This is a genomic window from Streptomyces sp. RK9 (genome assembly GCF_045070545.1).
GTDB lineage: Bacteria > Actinomycetota > Actinomycetes > Streptomycetales > Streptomycetaceae > Streptomyces > Streptomyces alboflavus.
Genome location: NZ_CP173703.1, coordinates 1,004,370 through 1,027,582 on the forward strand (window position 1 = coordinate 1,004,370; position 23,213 = coordinate 1,027,582).

At 73.5% G+C, this 23,213-nt stretch carries 20 protein-coding genes; 8 read left to right on the forward strand and 12 right to left on the reverse strand.

Annotation, left to right across the window (positions count from 1 at the left end; translation table 11 throughout):
- Nucleotides 1-14 precede the first annotated feature (14 nt).
- A complete protein-coding gene (locus AB6L24_RS04360; protein ID WP_405652286.1) occupies nucleotides 15-1,289 on the reverse strand; it encodes an extracellular solute-binding protein in 1,275 nt (424 codons plus the stop codon).
- 242 nt (nucleotides 1,290-1,531) lie between these two features.
- Here AB6L24_RS04360 and AB6L24_RS04365 point away from each other — a divergent pair, with 242 nt between their 5' ends.
- Nucleotides 1,532-1,747, forward strand: a complete 216-nt coding sequence (locus tag AB6L24_RS04365) for a dodecin (RefSeq protein ID WP_030362570.1) — start codon at nucleotides 1,532-1,534, stop codon at nucleotides 1,745-1,747.
- Between the two features lie 21 nt (nucleotides 1,748-1,768).
- On the opposite strand, the gene AB6L24_RS04370 is transcribed toward AB6L24_RS04365, so the two are convergent.
- Nucleotides 1,769-2,287 (reverse strand): hypothetical protein, encoded by a 519-nt coding sequence (locus AB6L24_RS04370; RefSeq protein ID WP_405652288.1) that lies wholly within the window; start codon nucleotides 2,285-2,287, stop codon nucleotides 1,769-1,771.
- Between the two features lie 59 nt (nucleotides 2,288-2,346).
- On the opposite strand from AB6L24_RS04370, the gene AB6L24_RS04375 reads away from it, so the two are divergent.
- Nucleotides 2,347-3,630, forward strand: a complete 1,284-nt coding sequence (locus AB6L24_RS04375) for a styrene monooxygenase/indole monooxygenase family protein (RefSeq protein ID WP_405652290.1) — start codon at nucleotides 2,347-2,349, stop codon at nucleotides 3,628-3,630.
- A gap of 32 nt (nucleotides 3,631-3,662) precedes the next feature.
- On the opposite strand, the gene AB6L24_RS04380 is transcribed toward AB6L24_RS04375, so the two are convergent.
- The 5 genes from AB6L24_RS04380 to AB6L24_RS04400 all read right to left on the reverse strand — a co-directional run bounded on the left by AB6L24_RS04380 (nucleotide 3,663) and on the right by AB6L24_RS04400 (nucleotide 8,690).
- On the reverse strand, nucleotides 3,663-4,223 hold the full coding sequence (locus AB6L24_RS04380) for a hypothetical protein (protein ID WP_405652292.1): 561 nt from the start codon (nucleotides 4,221-4,223) through the stop codon (nucleotides 3,663-3,665).
- Complete coding sequence (locus AB6L24_RS04385; RefSeq protein ID WP_405652294.1) at nucleotides 4,220-5,794, reverse strand: ATP-binding protein; 1,575 nt, start codon at nucleotides 5,792-5,794, stop codon at nucleotides 4,220-4,222. The genes AB6L24_RS04380 and AB6L24_RS04385 overlap by 4 nt, the downstream gene beginning before the upstream one ends.
- On the reverse strand, nucleotides 5,791-6,489 hold the full coding sequence (locus tag AB6L24_RS04390) for a response regulator transcription factor (protein ID WP_405652296.1): 699 nt from the start codon (nucleotides 6,487-6,489) through the stop codon (nucleotides 5,791-5,793). The genes AB6L24_RS04385 and AB6L24_RS04390 overlap by 4 nt, the downstream gene beginning before the upstream one ends.
- Nucleotides 6,490-6,583: 94 nt before the next feature.
- The gene (locus AB6L24_RS04395) at nucleotides 6,584-7,849 is read right to left on the reverse strand and encodes an acyltransferase family protein (protein WP_405652298.1); all 1,266 of its coding nucleotides are present in this window, start codon (nucleotides 7,847-7,849) and stop codon (nucleotides 6,584-6,586) included.
- Nucleotides 7,850-7,868: 19 nt separating this feature from the next.
- Nucleotides 7,869-8,690 (reverse strand): SGNH hydrolase domain-containing protein, encoded by an 822-nt coding sequence (locus AB6L24_RS04400; protein ID WP_405652300.1) that lies wholly within the window; start codon nucleotides 8,688-8,690, stop codon nucleotides 7,869-7,871.
- 213 nt (nucleotides 8,691-8,903) lie between these two features.
- Here AB6L24_RS04400 and AB6L24_RS04405 point away from each other — a divergent pair, with 213 nt between their 5' ends.
- The gene (locus AB6L24_RS04405; RefSeq protein WP_405657031.1) at nucleotides 8,904-9,341 is read left to right on the forward strand and encodes a nitroreductase family deazaflavin-dependent oxidoreductase; all 438 of its coding nucleotides are present in this window, start codon (nucleotides 8,904-8,906) and stop codon (nucleotides 9,339-9,341) included.
- Between the two features lie 82 nt (nucleotides 9,342-9,423).
- On the opposite strand, the gene AB6L24_RS04410 is transcribed toward AB6L24_RS04405, so the two are convergent.
- Nucleotides 9,424-12,555, reverse strand: a complete 3,132-nt coding sequence (locus AB6L24_RS04410) for an AAA family ATPase (protein WP_405652302.1) — start codon at nucleotides 12,553-12,555, stop codon at nucleotides 9,424-9,426.
- Nucleotides 12,552-12,761, reverse strand: coding sequence for a hypothetical protein (locus AB6L24_RS04415; protein ID WP_405652304.1), 210 nt, complete (start codon nucleotides 12,759-12,761; stop codon nucleotides 12,552-12,554). The genes AB6L24_RS04410 and AB6L24_RS04415 overlap by 4 nt, the downstream gene beginning before the upstream one ends.
- A gap of 285 nt (nucleotides 12,762-13,046) precedes the next feature.
- On the opposite strand from AB6L24_RS04415, the gene AB6L24_RS04420 reads away from it, so the two are divergent.
- Nucleotides 13,047-14,144 (forward strand): FAD-dependent monooxygenase, encoded by a 1,098-nt coding sequence (locus AB6L24_RS04420; RefSeq protein WP_405652306.1) that lies wholly within the window; start codon nucleotides 13,047-13,049, stop codon nucleotides 14,142-14,144.
- Between the two features lie 122 nt (nucleotides 14,145-14,266).
- Here AB6L24_RS04420 and AB6L24_RS04425 read toward each other — a convergent pair whose 3' ends face one another.
- Nucleotides 14,267-14,617, reverse strand: a complete 351-nt coding sequence (locus AB6L24_RS04425) for a winged helix-turn-helix transcriptional regulator (RefSeq protein ID WP_405652307.1) — start codon at nucleotides 14,615-14,617, stop codon at nucleotides 14,267-14,269.
- Between the two features lie 60 nt (nucleotides 14,618-14,677).
- Between AB6L24_RS04425 and AB6L24_RS04430 the strand changes: the two genes are divergently transcribed.
- The 4 genes from AB6L24_RS04430 (at nucleotide 14,678) to AB6L24_RS04445 (ending at nucleotide 20,516) form a co-directional block, all read left to right on the forward strand.
- Nucleotides 14,678-15,613, forward strand: coding sequence for an NAD(P)-dependent oxidoreductase (locus AB6L24_RS04430; protein WP_405652308.1), 936 nt, complete (start codon nucleotides 14,678-14,680; stop codon nucleotides 15,611-15,613).
- Between the two features lie 117 nt (nucleotides 15,614-15,730).
- Complete coding sequence (locus tag AB6L24_RS04435; RefSeq protein ID WP_405652310.1) at nucleotides 15,731-16,795, forward strand: LLM class flavin-dependent oxidoreductase; 1,065 nt, start codon at nucleotides 15,731-15,733, stop codon at nucleotides 16,793-16,795.
- 87 nt (nucleotides 16,796-16,882) lie between these two features.
- Nucleotides 16,883-19,261 (forward strand): ABC transporter, encoded by a 2,379-nt coding sequence (locus tag AB6L24_RS04440; protein WP_405652312.1) that lies wholly within the window; start codon nucleotides 16,883-16,885, stop codon nucleotides 19,259-19,261.
- Nucleotides 19,262-19,493: 232 nt separating this feature from the next.
- The gene (locus tag AB6L24_RS04445; protein WP_405652314.1) at nucleotides 19,494-20,516 is read left to right on the forward strand and encodes an MBL fold metallo-hydrolase; all 1,023 of its coding nucleotides are present in this window, start codon (nucleotides 19,494-19,496) and stop codon (nucleotides 20,514-20,516) included.
- A gap of 7 nt (nucleotides 20,517-20,523) precedes the next feature.
- On the opposite strand, the gene AB6L24_RS04450 is transcribed toward AB6L24_RS04445, so the two are convergent.
- On the reverse strand, nucleotides 20,524-21,267 hold the full coding sequence (locus AB6L24_RS04450) for a succinate dehydrogenase/fumarate reductase iron-sulfur subunit (protein ID WP_405652316.1): 744 nt from the start codon (nucleotides 21,265-21,267) through the stop codon (nucleotides 20,524-20,526).
- Nucleotides 21,264-23,213, reverse strand: a complete 1,950-nt coding sequence (locus AB6L24_RS04455) for a fumarate reductase/succinate dehydrogenase flavoprotein subunit (protein WP_405652318.1) — start codon at nucleotides 23,211-23,213, stop codon at nucleotides 21,264-21,266. Before AB6L24_RS04455 ends, AB6L24_RS04450 begins: the two co-directional genes overlap by 4 nt.

Genomic DNA, 23,213 nt, shown 5'->3' on the forward strand with positions numbered 1-23,213 from the left:
CCGGCCGGGCGGCCTCAGTGCCCCGCGGGGTCCAGCGCCTTGGTGATCCGGCCGGACGCGGCCTTGGCCTCGACGGCCGGATCACCGCCGGCGAGGACCTTGGACATGTACGCCTTGATGGGGTTGTCCGCCTCCACGGCCGCCCACGCGGGCGACTTGGGCGTGGCCCGCCCCCGCGCGGCCCCGGCCGCCATCGCGGCGACCCCGGCCTCCCCGGACACGGCGGACGCCAGCGTCGTCTTGTTCGGGACGTAGTCCATCGTGCGGGCCAGGTCCTTCTGCCACTTGTCCCCGGCGAGGGCCTTCACCACCTCGACGGCACCCTTGCGCTCGTCGGTGCCGTCGCGCACGACCAGGTCGGAGCCGCCGGTGAAGACGGCGCCGGGCTCGCGGGCGGTCTTGCCGGGGATGGGGAAGTAGCCGAGCTTGCCCTTGAGCTTCGGGTTCTTCGCCTCGATGGCGCGCGCGGTGCCGGGCACGGCGATGATCTGCGCGACGTCGCCCTTGGCGAACACGCCGGACTGCGGCGGGTGCTCCTCGTCGGCGTCGGGCGGCCCGTCCCCGAGCGCCTGGAGCTGCTTGTAGAACTCCATCCCGCGCAGCGCGGCGGGCGTGTCGAGGGTGCCCCGCCAGGAGCCGGACTTCTCCCCCTTGGCCAGGTCGCCGCCCTCGTCCCAGATGAATCCGGCGAGCGTGTACCAGTCCTGACCGGCCAGGTAGAGCCCCTGTGTGCCGCCGGAGTCGAGCCGCCGGGTGTCCTGGAGCCACTGCGCGCGCGTCTTCGGCGGCTGCTCGATCCCGGCCTGCGCGAACAGGTCCTTGTTGTAGATGACGACGCGGTTGGCGGCGTACCAGGGGATGCCGTACTGGCCGCCGTCGTAGCGCCCGGGCTCGGCGAGGCCCGGCAGCCAGTCCTCCATGCCGAGGTCGCGCGCGGACTCCAGTGTGAGGTCCTCCAGGCCGCCCTGGTCGACGTACTGCGCGACCTGGGTGTTGCCGACCTCGATGACGTCCGGTCCGTCGTCGTCCTTGAGGGCGGCCTTGACCTTCTCGCCGATGCCGGTCCACTCCTGGATGCGGATGTCCAGGTCGATGTTGCCGTGCCGCTTCTCGAAGTCCTCGGTGAAGCGCTTCACGAAGGCGTCCGACGCGCTGCCCCGCATCAGCCACACCTGCACGGTGCTGCTGTCGTCCCCGCCCCCGGGCAGACGGCCGCAGCCGGGCAGCAGGGCGGTGGAGGCGAGGGCCAGGGTGAGGGAGAGGGCGATGCGGAGGCGGCGGCGGTTCACGTCGGTCACTTTCTGCCTGCGGACAGGGCGGAGGGGGCCCGACGTGGGGAAGAGCTTGAAGCTCGAACGGGTGTGCAGGATTTTGGTATGTACCAAGTCATCGGTCAAGGGGCGTGAAGGGATCCGTGACACTTCTGTGAACGTTGCGTGCCCAATCTCCGCGCTCCCGCCAACGGGCCCCGGCGGGCCCCCGGCACTACCGTGGAGGGCACCGCAACGCCGCGGAGAGGAGAAGCCCGCCCATGTCCGACCACACCTACCGGGTCACCGAGATCGTCGGCACCTCGCACGAAGGCGTCGACCAGGCCATCCGCAACGGCATCGAACGCGCCGCACAGACCTTGCGCGGCCTGGACTGGTTCGAGGTCACGCAGGTGCGCGGCCACATCGAGGACGGACAGATCCAGCACTACCAGGTCGGCCTGAAGGTCGGTTTCCGCCTGGAGGACTCGGCCTGAGCCACCGGGCCCGGCCCGCCCTCAGGTACGGCCCTGGCGCTCCTGCGCGTCCCGCAGCTCCGCGGAGGCGGTCCCCCACCGCGCCCGCACCACCGTGAACCCGGCGCGCTCGGCGTCGACGCACACCAACTCGTCGTCGTCCACGAGCATCCGGACCTCGCGGTCGCGGGCGAGGGCGCGCAGGATCTCCAGCTTGGTGCGGCGCGCGGGCCGCCGGTCGTGGTCGGGCCGCATCCGGATCGGCCCCGCGGGCAGCCCCTGCGCGGCCAGCCACGCCTCGGTGTCGGCGCGGCAGCGCTCGGGCCGCCCGGTGAGGTAGACGATGTCGCACTCCTCGGCGCTGTCCAGGACGAGGCGCACGCCGGTCGGCAGCGGCGGGTCGTGCGGGGCGGCGGCGAAGAACGCCGCCCAGTCGCGCGGCTTGCGCTCCAGGAAGCGCTGGCGGTGCGCGGTGTCCGCGAGGGTGCCGTCGAGGTCGAACACGGCCAGGGGCCGCTCGGCCGCGGCGCCGTCGCGCTCTTGGCTCTTGGGGTGCGTCACGCCGTCAGCGTACGGAACGACCGCAGATGGCGACGCCGGACCCTGGGTACGACTGAACCGTGCCCGGCCGAGGCGGCCGGAGCGGGACGGAGGACGAGGTGCGCGGGATCGCGATCGTGGGGGCGGGGCAGGCGGGGCTGCAGCTGGGCCTCGGGCTCCTCGCGGCCGGACATCAGGTCACGCTGGTGGCCGAGCGGCGCCCGGAGGAGGTGCGGGGAGGCCGGGTCACCTCGACCCAGCTCATGTTCGGACCGGCCCTCGGCATCGAGCGGGCGGCCGGGCTCGCGCTCTGGGACGACACCGCGCCCGTGATGCCGGGGTTCGAGCTGAGCCACTGGGAGCCGGACGGGCAACCGGACGCGCCGGTGCACCGGTTCACCGCGCCGTTCGACGACGAGGTCCGCTCCGTCGACCAGCGGGTCAAGCTGGCCACGTGGCTTGAGCTGTTCGAGGAGCGGGGCGGGCGCGCGGAGTACCGGTCGGTCGGCCGCGCGGACGTGGCCGACCTCGCCGCCGCGCACGACCTGACCGTGCTCGCCACCGGACGCGGGGAGCTCTCCGCGCTCTTCGCCCACGACACCTCCTGGCCGGTCCACGACCACCCGCAGCGCACGCTCGCCTGCTTCTACGTGCACGGCGTCGCGCACGACGCCGCCGACCCGGCCGCCGGACACGTCAGGACCACCGGCGTGCCGCCCGCCGGTGACGTCATCATCATGCGGGCGCTCACCGTCGGCGGGCCCTGTGACATCGTGCTGTTCGAGGGGCGCTGGGGCGGGGCCTACGACTGCTGGGGCGACCGCCCCGACGCCGCCGCCGGCTGGCGGCGCGCCCTCGAACTCCTGCGGACGTACGCGCCCTGGGAGTACGAGCGCTTCCGCCGCGCCGAACCCACCGACCCCGGCGCGGCCCTGTACGGCGCGATCACCCCGACCGTCCGCCGCCCCGTGGCCCACGTGGACGGCGACCGCCCCGTCCTCGGCATGGCGGACGCGCTCGCCGTCCACGACCCGATCACCGGACAGGGCGCGAACAACGCCGCGCGGGCGGCGGCCCGTTACCTCGACGCCGTCCTCGGCCGCGGCGAACTCCCCTTCGACGAGCCGTGGATGCGGGAGACCTTCGCCGCCTACTGGGACAACGCCCGGCACACGCACGCCTTCACCGAGTTCATGCTGCGCGAACCGCAGCCCGAGCAGCTGCGGCGCGCCATCGAGACCGCCTTCGACCACCCGGAGGTCGCCCACCGGTTCGCCAACGGCTACGCCGATCCGTCGACGTACCGCGCGTGGCTGATGGACCCGGACGGCGCGGACGCGTATCTGGGCCGGTTCACCAAGTAGGCGGCCCGGGCGGAGCGGCCCGGGTGGTCGGGCTATCGTCCGGGCTTCCGGCTCGGGGAGGGCGCGGAGACGGGAACGACGTTGCCCGCCGCGTTGCAGCGGACCGTCCAGGGGCTTCCGTAGCCCTCCTCGTAGACCCGTACGTCCACGTCCGGGGGCTGTCTCCCGTCGGCGACCGAGGCGTTGGCGGCCGTGCAGATGATCTGGCTGAGCCCGAGGCCGCCGCCACCGGTCGTCTGCGCCACCGGCACCGGGAGGCGCAGGTCCACGCCGCCGTCGTCGACGGTCGCGATCAGCCGCCCGTGGATCGGGGGCACTTCGGTGATCAGGCCGCGGGCGCGTTCGGCGGCGTCGGGGCCCTTGAGGAGCAGGTCGAGGGCGCGTTGCGGGGTCGTGGCGGAGTCGACCTCGCGGGTGACGGCCTGGATGCCGTACGGGCCGACGAAGTAGAGGTGGGCGTAGTGGCCCTCGGATCCGGGGGCCCGCAGGCCGGACGCCGGGGCACCTGCCCGCACCGGGCCGGTGGAGCCGACGCCGCAGCCCGCCGAAAGGAGTACCAACACGGCGGCGAGGAGGGCGAGTCGGCGCTTCACCGCTGGTCCTCCTGCCGGAGCGTGCGCGGGATGGTGAGGGTGAACACCGCGCCGCCGCCCGGCAGGTTGGCGGCGACCAGGGTGCCGTGGTGCAGCCGTGCGTTCTCCCTGGCGATGGCGAGGCCGAGGCCGCTGCCCGCGGAGCGGGTGCGCGCGGCGTCCGCCTTGTAGAAGCGGTCGAAGACGTGCGGCAGCACCTCGTCGGGGATGCCGGGGCCGTTGTCGGCGACGTCGATCACCAGGGTCTCCGGTGTGACGGTCGCCCGGACGGTGACGGGAGCGGCGCCGTGGCGCAGGGCGTTGCCGATCAGGTTGGCGAGGACGACGTCGACGCGCCGCGCGTCGACCCGGATGCGCGGGTCCTCCTCCGGAAGCTCGGTGATCACCTCGTCCGGCTCGCGCCAGCCGCGCAGTTGAAGCGTCTTGTGGACGACGGTGCCGAGGCTCACGTCGTCCAGGCGCAGTTCGGCGGCGCCCGCGTCGAAGCGGGAGATCTCCATCAGGTCCTCGACCATGGCGGTCAGCTTGCGGGTCTCGTCGCTGATGAGCAGGACCGCGTCGGCGGTGTCCGGGGGCAGCGCCTCCGAGCGGGCGTCCTCGTCCAGGGCGTCCGTGACGACGGCCATCGCGGCGAGCGGGGTCCGCAGCTCGTGCGAGACGTCGGCGGCGAACCGGCGCGCGTTGGCCTCCATCCGCCGCAGCTCGGCGGCGTCCCGCTCCAGCGTGGCGGCCATGGTGTTGAACGTGCCGGTCAGGGAGGCGAGTTCGTCCTTGCCGACGACGTCGAGGCGGGTGCCGAGGGCGCCCGAGGTGATCTTCTCGGCGGCCGTGCGCAACTGTCGTACGGGACGCAGCACGCGGCGGGCCGCGAACAGGGCGGGCACGACGGCGAAGGCGAGCGCGGGGACGGCGCCGGCCCAGGCCGCGGTGATCAGGGCGGAGATGTCGGCCCGTTCGCCCTTCAGGGACAGGACGGCGTAGGCGACGAGGCCCGACGGCTTCGCCGCTGCCGCGCCGCTGGCGGTTCCTCCACCGCTACCGGCTCCTCCGCCGCTACCGGTTCCTCCACCGCTACCGGCTCCTCCGCTGGTGCCGCTTCCTCCGTCGCCGGTCCCTCCGTCGCTGCCCGTTCCTCGGTGCCCGGCGGTGTGGTCGATCGGCATGCCGATCAGGAGTCGCGGTCCTTCGGTGTGCTCCACGCGCTCGTAGAAGGTGGCGTCGCCGCTCCTGGTCGCGTCGCGCAGGGCGCCGCCGACGTCGGCCGCGGTGCCGATGAGCGGGCCGCCGTCCCGGGAGACGGCCGTGTGCCAGGCGCGCGAGCCCGAGGCGCGGTCGAGCTGGCGCGCGAAGGTGCGCAGGTCCGTGTCGGTGGGGTCGGGCGGCAGGTTGGGGGCGAGCGAGTCGATCTGGCGGCGCAGATCGTGGACGGCGCTGTTCTGGGTGCGGTCCAGGATCGCGCTGCGGGCCTGCCGGAAGGTGAGCGCGGCGGTGATCAGCGCGCTGAGCGCGGCGACGAGGACGAAGGCCACGACCAGGCGGGGGCGCAGGCCGCGGGGCGGGGCGGACCTCATGCGGGCAGCGGCCCGAAGCGGTAGCCGAAGCCGCGCACCGTCTGGACGTACACCGGGCTGCGCGGGTCCTCCTCGATCTTGGCGCGCAGCCGCATCACGCAGGCGTCGACGAGGCGGGCGTCGCCGTAGTAGCTGTGCTCCCAGATGTCCTCCAGGAGCTGCTGGCGGCTGAAGGTCCGCTCCGGGGCGGCGCTGAGGAAGAGGAGCAGCTTCAACTCGGAGGGGGCGAGCGGGAGTTCCTCGCCCTGCTTGCGGACGATCAGCGCGTCGCGGTCGATCTCCAGGTCGCCCACGCGGGTCGGCCCGCCGCCCGGGGCGGTGTCGGCCTGGGCGGGGGCGACGCGGCGCAGCACCGCGCGGATCCGGGCCTCGATGACCGCGGCCCCCGCGGGTTTGACCACGTAGTCGTCGGCGCCCGCCTCCAGGCCGATCACGACGTCGATGTCGTCGCCGCGCGCGGAGAGGATCACCAGGGGAACCTGGCTGGTCTCGCGGATGCGGTGGCACACGTCGAGGCCGCTCATGCCGGGGAGCATCAGGTCGAGGAGCACGAGGTCGGGCTTGAAGGCGGCCAGGGCCTCCAGGCCGTCCTCGCCGGTGCCGACCGCCTCGGTCTCGTGCCCGTTGCGGGACAGGCCGAGGACGATGCCGCGGCGCACGGCCGGATCGTCCTCGATCAGCAGGACACGGGTCATGGAGGGGTCCTTCCACAGCGGGCGGGTTTTCCGGCATCGCGTGAGCCATCCGGTGGATCGCTCAATGTACGGGCGGGTGGGATGTGCTCCGGCGTCACCTGAGCTGGTCCACGTCCACCGTCCCCGCCCCCATCACCGGCTCCGGCACCACCGCCCACAGCACGGCTCCCACCAGGGCGAGCGCCGCCACCGCGACCGGCCCGCGCCGACCCCGCGCCCACCCGGTCCGCAGCCGCACCGGATCCTCGACGAGCCGTGTCGTCACCGCGGCGGCCACCAGCGACACCCCGATCGCGACGGCCGACCCGCCGAGGTCCCCGAGGGCCGTCAGCCGCGGCAGCAGGAGCAGGTACACCGGCCAGTGCCACAGATACAGGCTGTACGACACCTTGCCGAGGCCGCGCGGCAGGCGGCCGCCCGCGATCCGTGCCGCCCGGGTGCCCGGCACCTGGGCCAGCAGGACGATCAGGACGGCCGCGGCCAGCGAGTGCGCGAAGAGCCCGCCCTGGAAGAGCTGGGGCGCCTTCTCGCCCTCGGTCACCGTCCACGCCGCCGCGAGGCCGCACGCCAGGGCCAGGCACACCGGGTCGGCCGCGCGGCGCGGCACCCGGCGCGCGAGGCCGCGTACCGGCGCGGTGGCGACGAGCGCCCCGAGCAGCAGGGCGGCGCCCCGGGTGTCGGTGCCCTCGTAGGCGCGGGTGGTGTCCACCGCGGCGCCGAGCGAGACGGTCAGGGCGAGGCAGACCAGGGCGCCCGACCCGGCGAGCCCGGCCACGACGCGCTCGCCCCACCGCCCCCGGGCGGCGACGGCCACCACGAGTGGCCAGGCCAGGTAGAACTGCCACTCCACTCCGATGCTCCACAGGTGGGCGAAGACGCGGGTGTCGGAGGCGTTCCAGTAGCCGATCTGCTCGGCGATGTAGTGCCAGTTGACTGCCTGGGCCCCGACCCACGGCAGGTCGTCGAGCGCGAAGCGCAGCTGCTCCGCGCTCCCCCACGCCCAGGTGGCCGCGACGGTCACGACCACCACGCAGCAGAGGGCGGGCAGCAGCCGACGGACCCGGCGGCCCCAGAACGCGCCCAGGGCGACCCGTCCGCGTCCCGCCGCCTCGCCGAGCAGCAGCCCGGTGATCAGGTACCCGGAGAGCACGAAGAACAGGTCGACACCGAGGAACCCGCCGCTCAGGTGCCCGGCGTGGAAGAGCAGCACGGCCGCGACCGCGAACCCGCGGAGCCCGTCGAGTGCGGCGATGTGCGGGCGCCCCGCCGTGCCGGGGCGCGCCGCACGGTGCCGGGCGGGCACCGTGCGGCCGTGCGGGGGCGGAGGCGCGGAGAGGGGCGCCGGACGGTGCGGGGGCATGGGCTCGGCTGCCGCTGCGTCACGCGGCACAGCGGAGCTTGCCGTAGCGCTCGTCGCCGGTCCAGGTCTTCTGGGCCCAGGAGTCCACCGGCGCGGGTGTGAAGTTCTCCCGCTTGCCGAGTTCCCCGGTGAACCACTGGGCGAAGGCGGCCGCGCCCTGCTGGCAGTTGTGGATCCCGTCCGGGGCCCGCAGCGCCTTCTTCGCCGCGTGGTCGGTGCCCCACACCCGCGAGGCGTCGAGGAACGCCGCCGCGCCCCCGCTCGCGCCCGCCACCTTCGCGGCCACCTCGGGGGCCGTCCGCATCTGCGCCTCGTGCTGCTTGTAGAACCCGTCGATCTTGATGGGCGGGGACGGCACGAGCACCACGTCGGCGCCGGCGCGCTCGGCCTTGTCGACGAGCTTCTCGTAGGCGGCCCGCTGCCGGCCCGCGCTGCCCCAGTCGTACGTCGTGAGCTGGTAGGCGACGACGGTGGGACGGAACGACTCGATGTCCTTGGTCAGTTGCTTCCAGGTGTCGCCGGAGATCATCCGCGTGATCTTCTCGCCGCTGTCGACGATCGTGCCGCCGCCGTCGGACGAGGAGTCCTTGAACGCCACCCCACTGGCCTTCAGGGCCGCGCCGAGAGCGGGGGCCTCGGCGCCCGCGATGGAGTCGCCCACCCACAGCACCTTCGTGTCGGTGCTCGCCGTCGTGCTCTTCCCCTCGTCCCTGGTGCCGGAGCCCTTCTCACCGCAGCCGACGAGGGCGATGCCGAGGGCGGCGACGGCGGCGACCGCGCCCAGGGCGTGGCGGGCCGGGCGCCGAGGAGCACGGGAACGGGACTTGCGCTTGCTGTTCATGCCCTCAGCACAACAGCCCCGGAGCGCCCCACAGGCCGCCGTCATCGTTTGCTCATACTCCGAGCAAGGAGCGCTCATAAAGGCCGCGGTCCTCTCTTCGGCCGCCGGGAGCCGGGGTACGAAGGGGAGGGAGGCGAGGGCGTCGCCGCTCGCGCGCGAGGCCCGTGGGGAACGGCGCGACATCATCTGCGAGTGACGACGGAGAGGACCGCGATGTCTCTTGAGGGCGAGTACGCGCCGAATCCGGTGCAGTGGATACGCGAGCAGGTCGAGCAGTACGAGAGTTCGGGCGGTACGCGCGGGGGGACGCTGTGGGACACGGGCCTGCCCGTCGTCATCCTCACGATGCGCGGCGCGAAGAGCGGCAAGATCCGCAAGGCGCCGCTCATGCGCGTGGAACACGAGGGGCGGTACGCGGCCGTGGGCACGAACGGCGGCTTCCCCACCCACCCGGACTGGTACTTCAACCTGTTGGCCGACCCGCGCGTGGTGCTCCAGGACGGCGCCGAGCGCCAGGACATGACGGCCCGTGAGCTCACCGGGGACGAGCGGGCCGCGTGGTGGGAGCGCGCGGTCGCCGCGTTCCCGACGTACGACGAGTACCGCGAGAAGACCGACCGGGTGATTCCCGTGTTCGTGCTGGAACCCTAGCCAGTACCGACAGTACCGCCACTCCCGCCTGACCCCGGTCCCGCGCGCCGGGCGGACGCCGCGCGGGGCCGGGCCCGCAGGGCTACTCGTCGAAGACCCCCAGCCGGTGCGCGATGGCCGCGGCCTCCCCCCGGCCGGAGGCGCCCAGCTTGGCCAGGATGTTGGAGACGTGCACGCTCGCCGTCTTCGGTGAGATGAACAGCTCCTGAGCGATGAGCCGGTTGCTCCGTCCGGCGGCGACGAGACGCAGCACGTCCCGCTCCCGCGCGGTCAGCCCCAGCGCCGCCGCCGGGGGCGGGGCCGCCTCCCCGTCGGCCTGCCGCAGCGGGATCCGCGCGCGGCCCGCCAGCGTGCCGATCTCCGCCTCCAGCGGCACCGCGCCAAGGTCGCGCGCCACCCTCTCGGCCTGCCGCAGCAGCTCACCGGCCGTTTCGCGGGCCCCACTGCCGCCGTGGGTGATCAGGGCCTCGGCGAGCCGAAGCCGGGCGCCGGCGAGGAGCACCGGGGTCTCCAGCTGTTCGACGGCGGCCACGGCCTCCGTCCAGAGAGCGGTGGCGTCACCGTCCTCGGCCGTGACCAGCTCGGCCTCGATCATCAGGGCCTGCGCGGCCCACAGCGGCACGAAGTCGGGCTGGCCCCGCATCGCCTCGCGGATCCGCGCCACCGCCGCCGCGCGCCCCGGCTCGGCCACCGCCTGCCCGCGGGCCCGCGCCTCCGCCGCCGCGGCCTCGTACAGCAGCGGCCAGCCGTAGCGCTGGTGGCCGGACGGGATGCCGTCGCCGACCTCGGCTTCGAGGAGGAAGCGCACGTCCAGGATCCGGCCGTCGGCGGCCGCGAGGGCGATGGCGAACCGGGCCACGGTCAGGGTGTGCTGCGGCTCCGGGTAGGGGCCGCTGGTCCAGCCGCCGGACTCGTCGAGGACGCGCCGGGTCTCTTCGTACGCGCCCCGGGCCAGGGTCAGTTCGGCCCGCTGCTCGGCGACCTGCCCCCAGGTGCGGGCGCTCACCCCACGGCGGCCGACGGCCCGGGCGAGCACCGCGTCGGCCTCGGTCCAGCGGCCGAGCTGGGTGAGGGACTCGGCGAGGTTGCCGTCGACGAAGGAGGCGATGTCCGGAAGGCCGTGCCGGTCAGCCAGGCCGCTGCCCTCCTCGGCGACCTCGACGGCCTCGCCGAAGCGGCCGATGCCGTGCAGCGCCGTGGCCACGTTGCCGTAGCCGCGCAGCACGACGTCCGTGTTGCCCGGCGTCAGCTCCCGCGCGCACACGTCGCGGGCCAGTGCGAGCCCCTCCTCCAGGTCGCCCGTGTCCATGATGAGCCAGGCCAGGGTCTGCTGGGCGGCAAGTCCCGCGATCTCGGCGCCCGTCGACCGGCAGATCTCCACGGCCTGTTGAGCGGTCTCGAGCGCCGTCGGACCCGGCTGGTGCACCGCCCACCAGTACGCCGCGTTCATCAGCACCTCGGCGTGCACGACGGACGGCGGCAGGCCCTGCACGAGCTCCTGGGCGTGGGCGATCTCGTCCCAGCCGTCGGAGCGGGACAGGGCGCGCACCAGCCGGTGGCGCTCGGTCCAGAACCAGGCCGCCCGCAGGGGGTCTCCCCCGGCCGTGCGACCGGACGCACCCGGCGAGGGGTCGCCCTCCAGCGTGCGCAGCGCCCGCTTGCAGAGGGCGAGGGCCCGCTCCCGCTCGCCCGCGAGCCGCGCGGCGACGGCGACCGCGGCGAGCAGGTCCACGAAGTCCCCGGTGACGTCCGGGGAGAACGCCACGCCCAGGCCGTCCTCGACGCCCTGCCGCATCGTGCGGCGGCGCAGCTCCTCGGGGGCGTCGTCCCACAACTCCAGGGCGCGTTCGAGCAGGTGGTGCTGCTCGGCGAACGCGTGCCGGCCGCGCGCCGCGGCCGCCGCCGCGATCGCGGCGGGCAGCGCCCGAGCCGCGTCGCGAGCGCCGAACCAGTACCCGGCCAGGCGTCCGGTCAGCTCCGCGGGGCGTACGAGCGTGGGGTCGGCCTCCAGCGCCTCGGCGTAGCGGCGGCCCAGCCGGGAGCGCTCGCCGGGCAGCAGGTCGCCCGCCACGGCCTCGCGCATCAGGGCGTGCCGGAAGCGGAAGGACTCGCCGTCGTCGCAGGGCTGCAGGACGGCGGCGCCGACGACGGTGCGCAGGATCTCGATCAGCTCGTCCTCGGTGCGGCCCGTGACGGCTGTGAGGAGGCGGAACTCCACCTCGGAGCCGCCCTCGGCGGCGATCCGCACCACGCGCTGCGCCTCGTCCGGCAGCGCCTCGACCCGGACGAGGAGGAGGTCGCGCAGGGAGTCGCTGATGCCGCCGGGTGAGCCTTCGAGGATGCTGCAGGCCAGCTCCTCGACGAAGAACGCGTTGCCCTCGGAGCGGTCGAAGATCCGGTCGAGCACCGGCTCCGGCGGGGCCTCGCCGCGGATGGCGGCGAGCTGGCGGCGGACCTCGGCGCGGTCGAAGCGGAGCAGGTCGACGCGGGTGACGGTGCGCAGCCGCTCGTACTCGGCGAGAGCGGGGCGCAGCGGGTGGCGGCGGTGCAGGTCGTCGGCGCGGAAGGTGGCGACGATGAGCATGCGGCTGTCCGTGAGGGCGCGCAGCAGATAGCTCAGGAGCTCGCGGGTGGAACGGTCGGCCCAGTGCAGGTCCTCCAGGACGAGGACGAGGGTGCGGTCCGCGGCGAGGCGCTCCAGGAGGCGGGCGGTGAGTTCGAAGAGCCGGGCGCGGCCGTCGGTCTCCAGGTGGCCCCGGTCCATCTCGCCGAGTTCGGGAAGGAGACGGGCCAGCTCGCCCTCCTGGCCGGCGACGGCGGCGTCGAGCTCCTCGCCGAGCTGGCGGCGCAGGGAGCGCAGCGCGGCGGAGACGGGGTGGTACGGCAGGGCGTCGGCGCCGATCTCGACGCAGCCGCCGAGGGCGACGACGGCGCCGCCCGCGGCGGCCCTGCCGAGGAACTCCTGGATCAGGCGGGTCTTGCCGACACCGGCCTCGCCGCCCACGAAGAGGGCGCGGGGCTCCCCGGCGTTCGCCCGGGACAGGGCCTCGCCGAGGGCGGTCAGCTCGGCGCTGCGGCCGACGAAGACGGGGCTGGTGTGGCTGCTCTGCATGGTGCCGAGCATCGCATGCCGCGCGAGAGGCGGGACAGCCGATTCGGCGTCGGCGGCGGCCCCGGCCGGGGGCACGGCCTCGCGCGGCTCTTGCTCCGTCACGCGGTGCGGGCGTAGCGCGTGCGGCTGTCCGGGGCGGGCCCGCTGTCGGCGGCGGTGCGGGCCGCCTCCGCCTCCTTCGCCGCCTTCGCCGCCTCCTCGGCCTCGCGGGCCAGGCGGCGGCGCGCGGCCCGGGCGAGGATCTCGGCCTGCCGGGCGGTCTGGAACTCGTGATGCATCACGACGGCCTCCTTCGACGTGCTGGTCATTCGGTGTGCTTCCAGCGTCGTCACCCAGGTGGGGGCGCCGCATCGGGAGGTCTTCGGATCCTGCGGGGCGCGCGCTGCCTTAGGTCCGGGGCGCAGGCACCTTAGGGCCGTCCCGGCGGGTTCCGGGCGGCCCGTTGCCGACGGCGGATGGTCCTCGCCGGATGTGGACAGGGCGGAACCCCGCCGCCGCCTACGGTCGCGAGGACATCGTCGCTCTGAAGGAATCTGAAGGAATTCGTCGCTCTGGAGGCGGACATGGAGAGTTCTCGCGGTGCACGGACGGCCGTGATCGTAGGTGCGGGCGTCGCCGGTCTGGCGGCGGCCACCGCCCTGGCACGCAAGGGCTGGCAGGTGGAGATCGCCGAGCTGAGCCCGTCGGGGTCGACGTCCGGCTGGGGGCTCTGCCTGACGGGTCCCGCGCTGCGCGCGCTGGACGCGCTGGGCCTCGCGGACGCGTGTCTGGCCGAGGGATACGGCATGAGCGTCATCACGCATGTGGAGGTGGACGGCGAGATGGCGGGCGAGGTCCCGTTGCCGCGCCTCATCGGTGCGCGGCGACCGGCGATGGCGGGGATCGCGCGCCCGCTGCTGCACCGCGTCCTGCGCGCGGAGGCCGAGCGGTGCGGCGTGAGGGTGCGGCACGGGCTGACGGTCACGGCGGTGGAGCAGGACGGAGGGCTCGTCCGGGTGCGACTGTCGGACGGGACGGTACGTCAGGTCGAGCTGCTGGTCGGCGCGGACGGGATCCGCTCGACGGTGCGGCGGCTCCTTGGCTTCGAGAGCCCGGTCGGCTATCAGGGGCAGATGGTCTGGCGGGCGCTGGTGCCCCGCCCCTCGTGGCTCACCGGGATCCACCACTTCGCCGGGAAGCCGGACTCGGCGGGTCTCGTGCCCGTCTCGGAGAGCCGGGCGTATGTGTTCCTGACGGAGAACGGCGTGGCGCGGAACGTCCTGCCCGAGCCTGAACTCGCGGCGCGCATGCGGGAGTTGCTCGGCCCCTTCGCCGGCCGGGTGCGGGAGATCCGCCCTGCGGTGTCCGGCGCGGACGCGGTGGTACGCCGCCCCGTGCTGACGGGGTACCTGGAAGGCCCGTGGAACCGGGGCAACGGCGTGGTCATCGGGGACGCCGCGCACGCGCCCGCGCCGCAGATGGCCAGCGGCGCGGCCCTCGCCGTCGAGGACGGCTTGCTGCTCGCCGAGGAACTGGAGCGGCACGGGTCGACCGCGGCGGGGCTCGGGGCGTTCGTGAGCCGGCGCGCGGAGCGGTGCCGCACGCTCGTGGACACCTCGGTGGCCCTCGTGGGCCTGGAGCGGGCGGGGCGGCTCCACGACACCTATCCGCTGATCGACGCCTGCCACCGGCTGATGGCCGAGCCGGCCTGAGCGCCCGCCGTACCCACTTTTTTGTGGGTACTTGGCGGTGTCCGGTGCTCGGGTGATCCTGATGTGGGGCGGCCGCGGGGCCGCCGGATCCGGGACGGGAAGCGGGGTGATCGGGTGCTGTGTCAGGAAGCCGACTGGACGTCGGTGAGCCTGCTCAGGCGGCGGTGGCCCCAGTCGGAGACGGGACCCAGCGCCTCGGAGAGTTCCCGGCCGAACACGGTCAGGGAGTAGAGGGTCTTGAGCGGCAGCGTGTCGTGCACCTCCCGGTGCACCAGGCCGTCGCTCTCCATCTCGCGCAGCGCCTGCGTCAGCACCTTCTCGCTGAGGCCCGGCAGTTGCCGACGCAGTGCGCCGGGGCGTTGCGGACCGGATTCGAGGAGCCACAGCAGGGCGGTCTTCCACTTCCCGTCGATCACAGCGATCGCGGCGGTCACCCCGCACACCTCCGGGTCCTGAGCACGACTGCGCGTCATCTTCTCCCCCTCGCCCCTCACTACATCTGTCGACATGTCAATCATCCATGGAGTCGAGCCATGCCCGCATCCACATCCACGTCTACTTCCACGTCTACTTCCACATCCACATCCACATCCACGGACCAGTCTGCCGTCACCGTCATCGGTCTGGGACCGATGGGTCGGGCCCTGGCGGGCGCGTTCCTCGACGCCGGGGTGCGCACCACGGTCTGGAACCGGACGCCTGGCCGGGACACAGAGCTGGTCGCGCGGGGCGCGGTGAGCGCGGGGACGGTGGCGGAGGCGGTCGCCGCGAGCGACCTGACGGTGGTCTGCGTGGTGAACTACGACGCGGTGGACGCCCTGTTGCGGCACGAGGAGGTCACCGCCGCGCTCAAGGGCCGCACGGTGGTCAACCTGACCGCGGACACGCCGGACCGGGCGCGGGACACGGCGGCCTGGGCGGCCGGGCACGGCGTGCGCTATCTGGACGGCGCGATCATGACGCCGACGGCGGCCATCGGCACCCCGGCCGGGGTGTTCATCCACAGCGGCCCGAAGGACCTCTACGGCGAGCACCGGCCCGTCCTGGAGGCCTTGGGCGGCACCCACACCCACCTCGGCGAGGAGATCGGCCGGGCCGCGGCCTACGACATCGCGCTGCTCGACATCTTCTGGACGGCCATGGCGGGCTATGCCCACGCCGTGGCGGTGGCGCGGGCGGAAGGGATCACCGCGGGCGATCTTGCGCCGTTCGCCAAGGGCATCGGCGACATCCTCCCGCCCATCTTCGAGGAGCTCGCGGTGGAGGTGGACGACGGCACGGCCTCCGCCGAGGGCACCCCGCTCACCTCGGTCGCCTCGTCCATGGCCCACATCGTCCACACGTCCGAGGCCCACGGCATCGACGCGGGCGTGATGCGCGCGGCCGAGGGCCTGGCGCGCCGAGCCATCGGACAGGGCCACGGCGCCGACGGGTTCATCCGGGTCGCCGAACTGATGGGCCGCCGCTGAGAGCAGGCCGCCGCAGAGATCAGAATCACTTTGCCCGCCCCGCACGCCTGACGGATCATGGAAGCTGCAGCGGAGATCAGCCGGGTGACAGCCGGATCCCACTCCCCCGGAGCAGCCGTGCGAGAGCAACAGCAGAGCGACCTGCCGCGGACAGCGGCCCCCAGCGCCGAGGGGGTGCGGTTCTCCGTCCTCGACCGCTCCCGCACCCGCGAGGGACATGACTCCGCGGAGCCCCTGCGGGACACCGTCGCCCTCGCCCAGGAGCTGGAGGCGCTCGGCTACCACCGCTTCTGGGTGTCCGAGCACCACGGCGTGCCCGGAGTCGCCGGTTCCGCGCCGACGGTGCTCGCGGCGGCGGTCGCCGGGGCCACCCGCACGATCCGGGTGGGCACCGGCGGCGTGATGCTGCCGAACCATCAGCCGCTGGTGGTGGCCGAGCAGTTCGGCGTCCTCGAAGCGCTCTTCCCGGGGCGGATCGACATGGGGCTCGGCCGTTCGGTGGGGTTCACGGACGGGGTGCGCAGGGCGCTCGGCCGCGACAAGCACGACGCGGACGACTTCGCGGAGCACCTCACCGAACTCCTCGGCTGGTTCCGCGGCACCTCGGACACGGGCGTGCACGCGCGCCCGGCCGAGGGGATGCGCGTCCCGCCGTACGTCCTCGCGATCGGCGAGGGCGCCAGGATCGCCGCGGAGGCGGGTCTTCCGATGGTCGTCGGCGACATCAGGGGCCGCGAGAAGATGCTCGCCGCCGTCGACCGCTACCGCGCCGCGTTCCGGCCCTCGCTCTGGTCCGACGAGCCGTACGTGATCGTCTCGGGCACGATCGCCGTCGCGGAGTCGAAGGAGGCGGCCCGCCGCCTGCTCGTCCCCGAGGCCTGGTCCCTCGCGTACTCCCGCACGCACGGCACGTTCCCGCCGCTGCCGTCCGCCGAGAGCGTCGAGGAACGTGCGGCGACGGGCGCGATGACGGAGAAGGAGCGCGGCTTCTACGAGTCGGGGCTGCGCGGCCACCTCCACGGCACCGAGGACGAGGTGGCCGCGGAGCTGGAGACGCTGCTCAAGGAGAGCGGCGCCCAGGAGGTCCTGGTGACCACGAGCACGTACGACCGCGAGGGCCTCAGGGACTCCTTCCGGCGGCTCGCCCGGATCGCCGGGCTGCGGGCCCCCGAGGGTGCCTGAGGCCCGGCCCGGTCCGCCCCGGGGTGCGGATCGGGCCCCGGCCTAGAATCGTGGGGTTTGCCCCCGAGCCCGGTACGGAGCCCGCCCATGCACAGCCGCCCCGCCCACGAGCACGACCCCTTCGTCCGGGTCCGGGGTGCCCGCGAGCACAATCTGCGGGGTGTCGACGTGGACGTCCCGCGTGACGTCCTCGCCGTGTTCACCGGCGTCTCCGGCTCCGGGAAGTCCTCGCTGGCCTTCGGGACGATCTACGCGGAGGCCCAGCGGCGCTACTTCGAGTCGGTCGCCCCGTACGCGCGCCGGCTGATCCACCAGGTGGGCGCGCCGAAGGTCGGGGAGATCACCGGTCTGCCGCCCGCGGTGTCGCTCCAGCAGCGCCGTGCGGCGCCGACCTCCCGCTCGTCGGTGGGTACGGTCACGACGCTCTCCAATTCCCTGCGGATGCTGTTCTCGCGCGCGGGCGACTACCCGGAGGGTGCCGAGCGCCTCGACTCCGACGCCTTCTCGCCGAACACCGCGGCCGGGGCCTGCCCGAAGTGCCACGGCCTCGGCAAGGTGCACCGCACGACCGAGGAACTGCTCGTCCCCGACCCCTCGCTGTCCATCCGCGAGGGCGCCGTCGCCGCCTGGCCCGGCGCCTGGCAGGGCAAGAACCTGCGGGACGTCCTCGACACCCTCGGGCACGACGTGGACCGGCCGTGGCGCGAGCTGCCGCAGGCCGACCGGGACTGGATCCTGTTCACCGACGAACAGCCGGTCGTGACGGTCCACCCGGTGCGCGACGCCGGCCGCATCCAACGCCCGTACCAGGGCACCTACATGAGCGCGCGGCGCTACGTCATGAAGACATTCTCCGACTCCAAGAGCCCGACGCTGCGTACGAAGGCCGAGCGTTTCCTCGCCAGTGAGCCGTGCCCGGCGTGCGGCGGCAGCAGGCTGCGGCCGGAGGCGCTCGCGGTCACGTTCGCGGGCCGCACCATCGCCGAGATGTCCGCGCTGCCGCTCGCCGAACTGGCCACGTGCCTTGAGGACGCCGCCGGTTCGGGCTCGGGCGCGGCCGGAGCGGAGACGGCCGACGTCCTGACCGCCGACCTGCTCGCCCGCATCGCCACCATCACCGAGCTGGGCCTCGGCTACCTCTCCCCCGACCGCGCCACCCCCACCCTCTCGGCGGGCGAACTGCAACGCCTGCGCCTGGCCACGCAGTTGCGCTCCGGCCTCTTCGGCGTCGTGTACGTCCTCGACGAGCCGTCCGCCGGACTGCACCCCGCCGACACGGAGTCCCTGCTCACCGTCCTCGACCGGCTGAAGGCCGCGGGCAACTCCGTGTTCGTCGTCGAGCACCACCTGGACGTGATGCGGCACGCCGACTGGCTCGTCGACGTGGGCCCGCGCGCGGGCGAGCACGGCGGGCAGGTGCTGCACAGCGGTCCGGTGGCGGACCTGGAGGCGGTGGCGGAGTCGGCGACGGCCCGCTTCCTCTTCGACCGGACGCCGATGACGGTACGTCAGGTGCGGGAGCCGCAGGGCTGGTTGAAGGTGGGGCCGGTGACGCGGCACAACCTGCGGGACGTCACCGCGGAGTTCCCGCTCGGCGCGTTCACCGCCGTCACGGGGGTCTCGGGATCCGGCAAGTCCACGCTCATCGGGGAACTGGCCGAGAACGCGGCGGACCTCCCCGGCGTGGACCGCCTCGTCTGCGTCGACCAGAAGCCGATCGGGCGCACACCGCGCTCCAACCTCGCCACGTACACCGGGCTGTTCGACGTCGTCCGCAAGGTGTTCGCCGAGACGGACGAGGCGCGGGCACGCGGCTACGGCGTGGGCCGGTTCTCCTTCAACGTGGCGGGCGGGCGCTGCGAGACGTGCCAGGGCGAGGGGTTCGTCAGCGTGGAGCTGCTCTTCCTGCCCAGCACGTACGCCCCCTGCCCGGACTGCGGGGGCGCCCGCTACAACCCCGAGACCCTTCAGGTCACCCACGCCGGGCTCACCGTCGCGGACGTCCTCGACCTCACCGTCGAGGCCGCCGCCGACTTCTTCGCCGACACCCCCGCCGTGCTGCGCAGCCTGCGCGCCCTCCTCGACGTCGGGCTCGGCTATCTGCGGCTCGGGCAGCCCGCGACCGAGCTGTCCGGCGGGGAGGCGCAACGCATCAAGCTGGCCAGTGAGTTGCAGCGGGTGCGGCGTGGGCACACCCTCTACCTCCTGGACGAGCCCACCGCCGGGCTGCACCCGGCGGATGTCGAGGTCCTGGTGGGGCAGTTGCACGAGCTGGTCGACGGGGGGAACTCCGTGGTCGTCGTCGAGCACGACATGGCTGTCGTGGCCGGGGCGGACTGGGTGGTGGACCTCGGGCCCGGGGGTGGGGCCGACGGGGGGCGGGTGGTGGCCGCGGGGACGCCTCGGGACGTGGGACGGGGGCAGGGGCGGACTGCGCGTTTCTTGGGACGGGCAGTGGGGCGGTAGGCCTTCGCACCCCGGGGGTGGGTGTTCCCTTCGGGTGGGACAGCCTCCGCCGATCGGCGCTCCGCGCCTCGTCCTCAATCGCCGGACGGGCTGAAACCTTGCCGCACCGGCACATTTTCAGCCCCTTGGGCGTCTGAGGAGCGGGGCGACCTGCCGCGATAGCCGAAACCGTATCGATCCCCGGTCAATCCCATCTTGGACATGACGCCACGTCACCTGCTTCGCTGCCGCCATGAACACCCACGGGAGAACCACCACCCCCGCCCGCCGCACCCTCCTCAGAGGCGCAGCCCTGGGCGCGGCCGCGCCGGTCCTTTCGGGGACCGCGGCCGCCGACACGGGCAAGGCGGCGGACGGACGCACGCGTGCGCCGGACTCCGTCACGTACCGCTGGCTCGGCACCTCGGGCTGGCGGATCGACATCCGCCGGGCCCAGGGCCAGAAGAAGCGGCCGGCGACGGCCACCGTGCTGGTCGACCCCTACGTCACCCGCTTCGCCACGGGCCTGTTCACCGGCGCCTTCGACCCCACCACACGGCTGCGCACCGACAAGCCGCTGGTCCGCAGGCACGCGGGCACACCGGAGGTCATCTGCGTCACGCACACCCACTGGGACCACCTCAACGACGTGCCCTTCCTGGCCCGGGCCACGGGCGCGCGGGTCATCGGGACGGAGACGACGTACCACGTGCTGCGGTCCTTCGGCGTGGACGCGGCGCAGCTCGTCGTCGTGAAGGGCGGCGAGGTGCTGGACTTCGACGGGTACGTGGTGGAGGTGGCGAGTTCGCGGCACAGCCGCAACGCCGCGTACTCCTATTTCGCGCCCGGCACCCTGACCGCGCCGCCCGCGACGGCGCCCCGGACGGTCGCGGACCTGCCGGAGGGCGACACGCTGGCGTTCAAGGTGACGCCGGACGGCGCGCCGTCGGCGCTGTTCATGGGGGCGAGCGACTTCGACGAGCGGTCCTTCGCGGGGCTCGCCCCGGATGTGGCGATGCTCGCGGTGGCGTCGACCGAGTCGACGTACCGCTATGTGCCGCGCCTGCTCGCGGCGCTCGGCCGTCCCGGTGTGGTCGTGCCGGTGCACTGGGACGACTTCGAGCGGCCGCTGAGCGAGCCGCCGCGCAAGGACGGCACGGCCCTGGACGACTTCGTCGCGCGGGTGCGCGAGGCGAGTCCGGCGTCGCGGGTCGTGGTGCCGGACTACGCGACGGCGTACGGGGCGGACCTGCGACCGCGCGGGCCCGCCCGCTGAAGCGACGTCAGCGCACCTTGCGCGTCGCCCGCAGCCACTCCTTGTTCATCGCCGCGATCGACGGCAGCGGGATGCCCTTCGGGCAGGCCGTCGCGCACTCGCCGGTGAGGGTGCAGCCGCCGAAGCCCTCGGAGTCCATCTGCGCGACCATGTCGAGGACGCGGGTCTCGCGCTCGGGGGCGCCCTGCGGCAGCACGTTCAGGTGGTTCACCTTCGCCGAGGTGAAGAGCATCGCGGAGCCGTTGGGGCAGGCCGCGACGCAGGCGCCGCAGCCGATGCACTCGGCGTGCTCGAAGGCGGAGTCGGCGTCCGGCTTCGGCACCGGGGTCGCGTGGGCCTCCGGGGCGGCGCCGGTCGGGGCGCTGATGTAGCCGCCGGACTGGATGATGCGGTCGAAGGCGGAGCGGTCGACGACCAGGTCCTTGATGACCGGGAAGGCGGCCGCCCGCCACGGCTCGATGTCGATGGTGTCGCCGTCGTCGAAGGACCGCATGTGCAGCTGGCAGGTCGTGGTGCGCTCGGGGCCGTGCGCGTCGCCGTTGATGACGAGCGAGCAGGCGCCGCAGATGCCCTCACGGCAGTCGTGGTCGAACGCGACCGGCTCCTCGCCCTTGACGATGAGCTCTTCGTTGAGGGTGTCGAGCATCTCCAGGAAGGACATGTCCGAGGAGATTCCGTCCACTTCGTACGTGGACATCGCGCCTTCGGCGTCGGCGTTCTTCTGGCGCCAGACGCGCAGGGTGAGCTTCATGCGTAGCTCCGCTGAGTGGGGTGGACGTACTCGAAGACGAGGTCTTCCTTGTGCAGGACGGGTGCGGTGCCGGTGCCGGAGAACTCCCAGGCCGCCGCGTACGAGAACTCCTCGTCGACGCGGGCGGCCTCGCCGTCCGGGGTCTGGGACTCCTCGCGGAAGTGGCCGCCGCAGGACTCGGCGCGGTGCAGCGCGTCGAGGCACATCAGCTCGGCGAGCTCCAGATAGTCGACGATGCGGTTGGCCTTCTCCAGGGACTGGTTGAACTCCTCGCCGGTGCCGGGCACCTTGATGCGGCGCCAGAACTCCTCGCGGATCTGCGGGATGCGCTCCAGGGCCTTGCGCAGCCCCGCGTCCGTGCGGGCCATGCCGCAGAACTCCCACATCAGCTCGCCGAGTTCGCGGTGGAAGGAGTCAGGGGTGCGGTCGCCGTCGACGGCGAGGAGGAGGTTCAGACGGTCCTCGGTCTCGGCGAGGACCTCGCGGACGGCCGGGTGTTCGGCGTCGACCTCGTCCTTGTGCGGGTGGCGCGCGAGGTAGTCGTTGATGGTGGAGGGCAGGACGAAGTAGCCGTCGGCCAGGCCCTGCATCAGGGCGGAGGCGCCGAGGCGGTTCGCGCCGTGGTCGGAGAAGTTGGCCTCGCCGATCGCGAACAGGCCGGGGACGGTGGTCTGGAGGTCGTAATCGACCCAGAGTCCGCCCATCGTGTAGTGCACGGCGGGGTAGATCCGCATGGGCACTTCGTACGGGTTCTCCGCGGTGATGCGCTCGTACATGTCGAAGAGGTTGCCGTACTTCTCCTCGACCGCCTTGCGGCCCATGCGCCGGATCGCGTCGGCGAAGTCCAGGTAGACGCCCTGGCCGCCGGGGCCCACTCCCCTGCCCTCGTCGCAGACGTTCTTCGCGGCGCGGGACGCGATGTCGCGCGGGACGAGGTTGCCGAAGGACGGGTAGATGCGCTCCAGGTAGTAGTCGCGCTCGGCCTCGGGGATCTCGTTGGCCGGACGCTTGTCGCCCTTGGCCTTCGGCACCCAGATGCGGCCGTCGTTGCGCAGCGACTCGCTCATCAGGGTGAGCTTGGACTGGTGATCGCCGGTGCGCGGGATGCAGGTGGGGTGAATCTGCGTGAAGCAGGGGTTGGCGAAGTACGCGCCGCGGCGGTGGGCGCGCCACACGGCCGTCGCGTTGGAGTTCATGGCGTTCGTCGACAGGTAGAAGACGTTGCCGTAGCCGCCCGACGCGAGGACGACGGCGTCCGCGAAGTACGTGTCGATCCTGCCGGTGATCAGGTCGCGGGCGACGATGCCGCGCGCCCGTCCGTCGACGACGATCACATCGAGCATCTCGGTGCGCGGGTGCATCTCGACGTTCCCCGCGGCGATCTCCTTCGAGAGCGCCTGGTACGCGCCGAGCAGGAGCTGCTGGCCCGTCTGGCCGCGGGCGTAGAACGTGCGGGACACCTGGACGCCGCCGAAGGAGCGGGTGTCGAGCAGGCCGCCGTACTCGCGGGCGAACGGCACGCCCTGCGCCACGCACTGGTCGATGATGTTGACGGAGATCTGCGCCAGGCGGTGCACGTTGGACTCGCGGGCGCGGAAGTCGCCGCCCTTGACGGTGTCGTAGAACAGGCGGTGCACGGAGTCGCCGTCGTTGCGGTAGTTCTTCGCAGCGTTGATGCCGCCCTGTGCGGCGATGGAGTGGGCGCGGCGCGGCGAGTCCTGGTAGCAGAACTGCACGACGTGGTAGCCCTGTTCGGCGAGGGTCGCGCCCGCGGAGCCGCCCGCGAGGCCGGTGCCGACGACGATCACGGTGTGCTTGCGGCGGTTGGCGGGGTTGACCAGCTTGGCCTCGAAGCGGCGGGTGTCCCAGCGCTCGGCGACGGGGCCCTTCGGCGCCTTGGCGTCGACGACGGGCTCTCCGGTGGTGTACTCGGCGTAGTTGTTCAT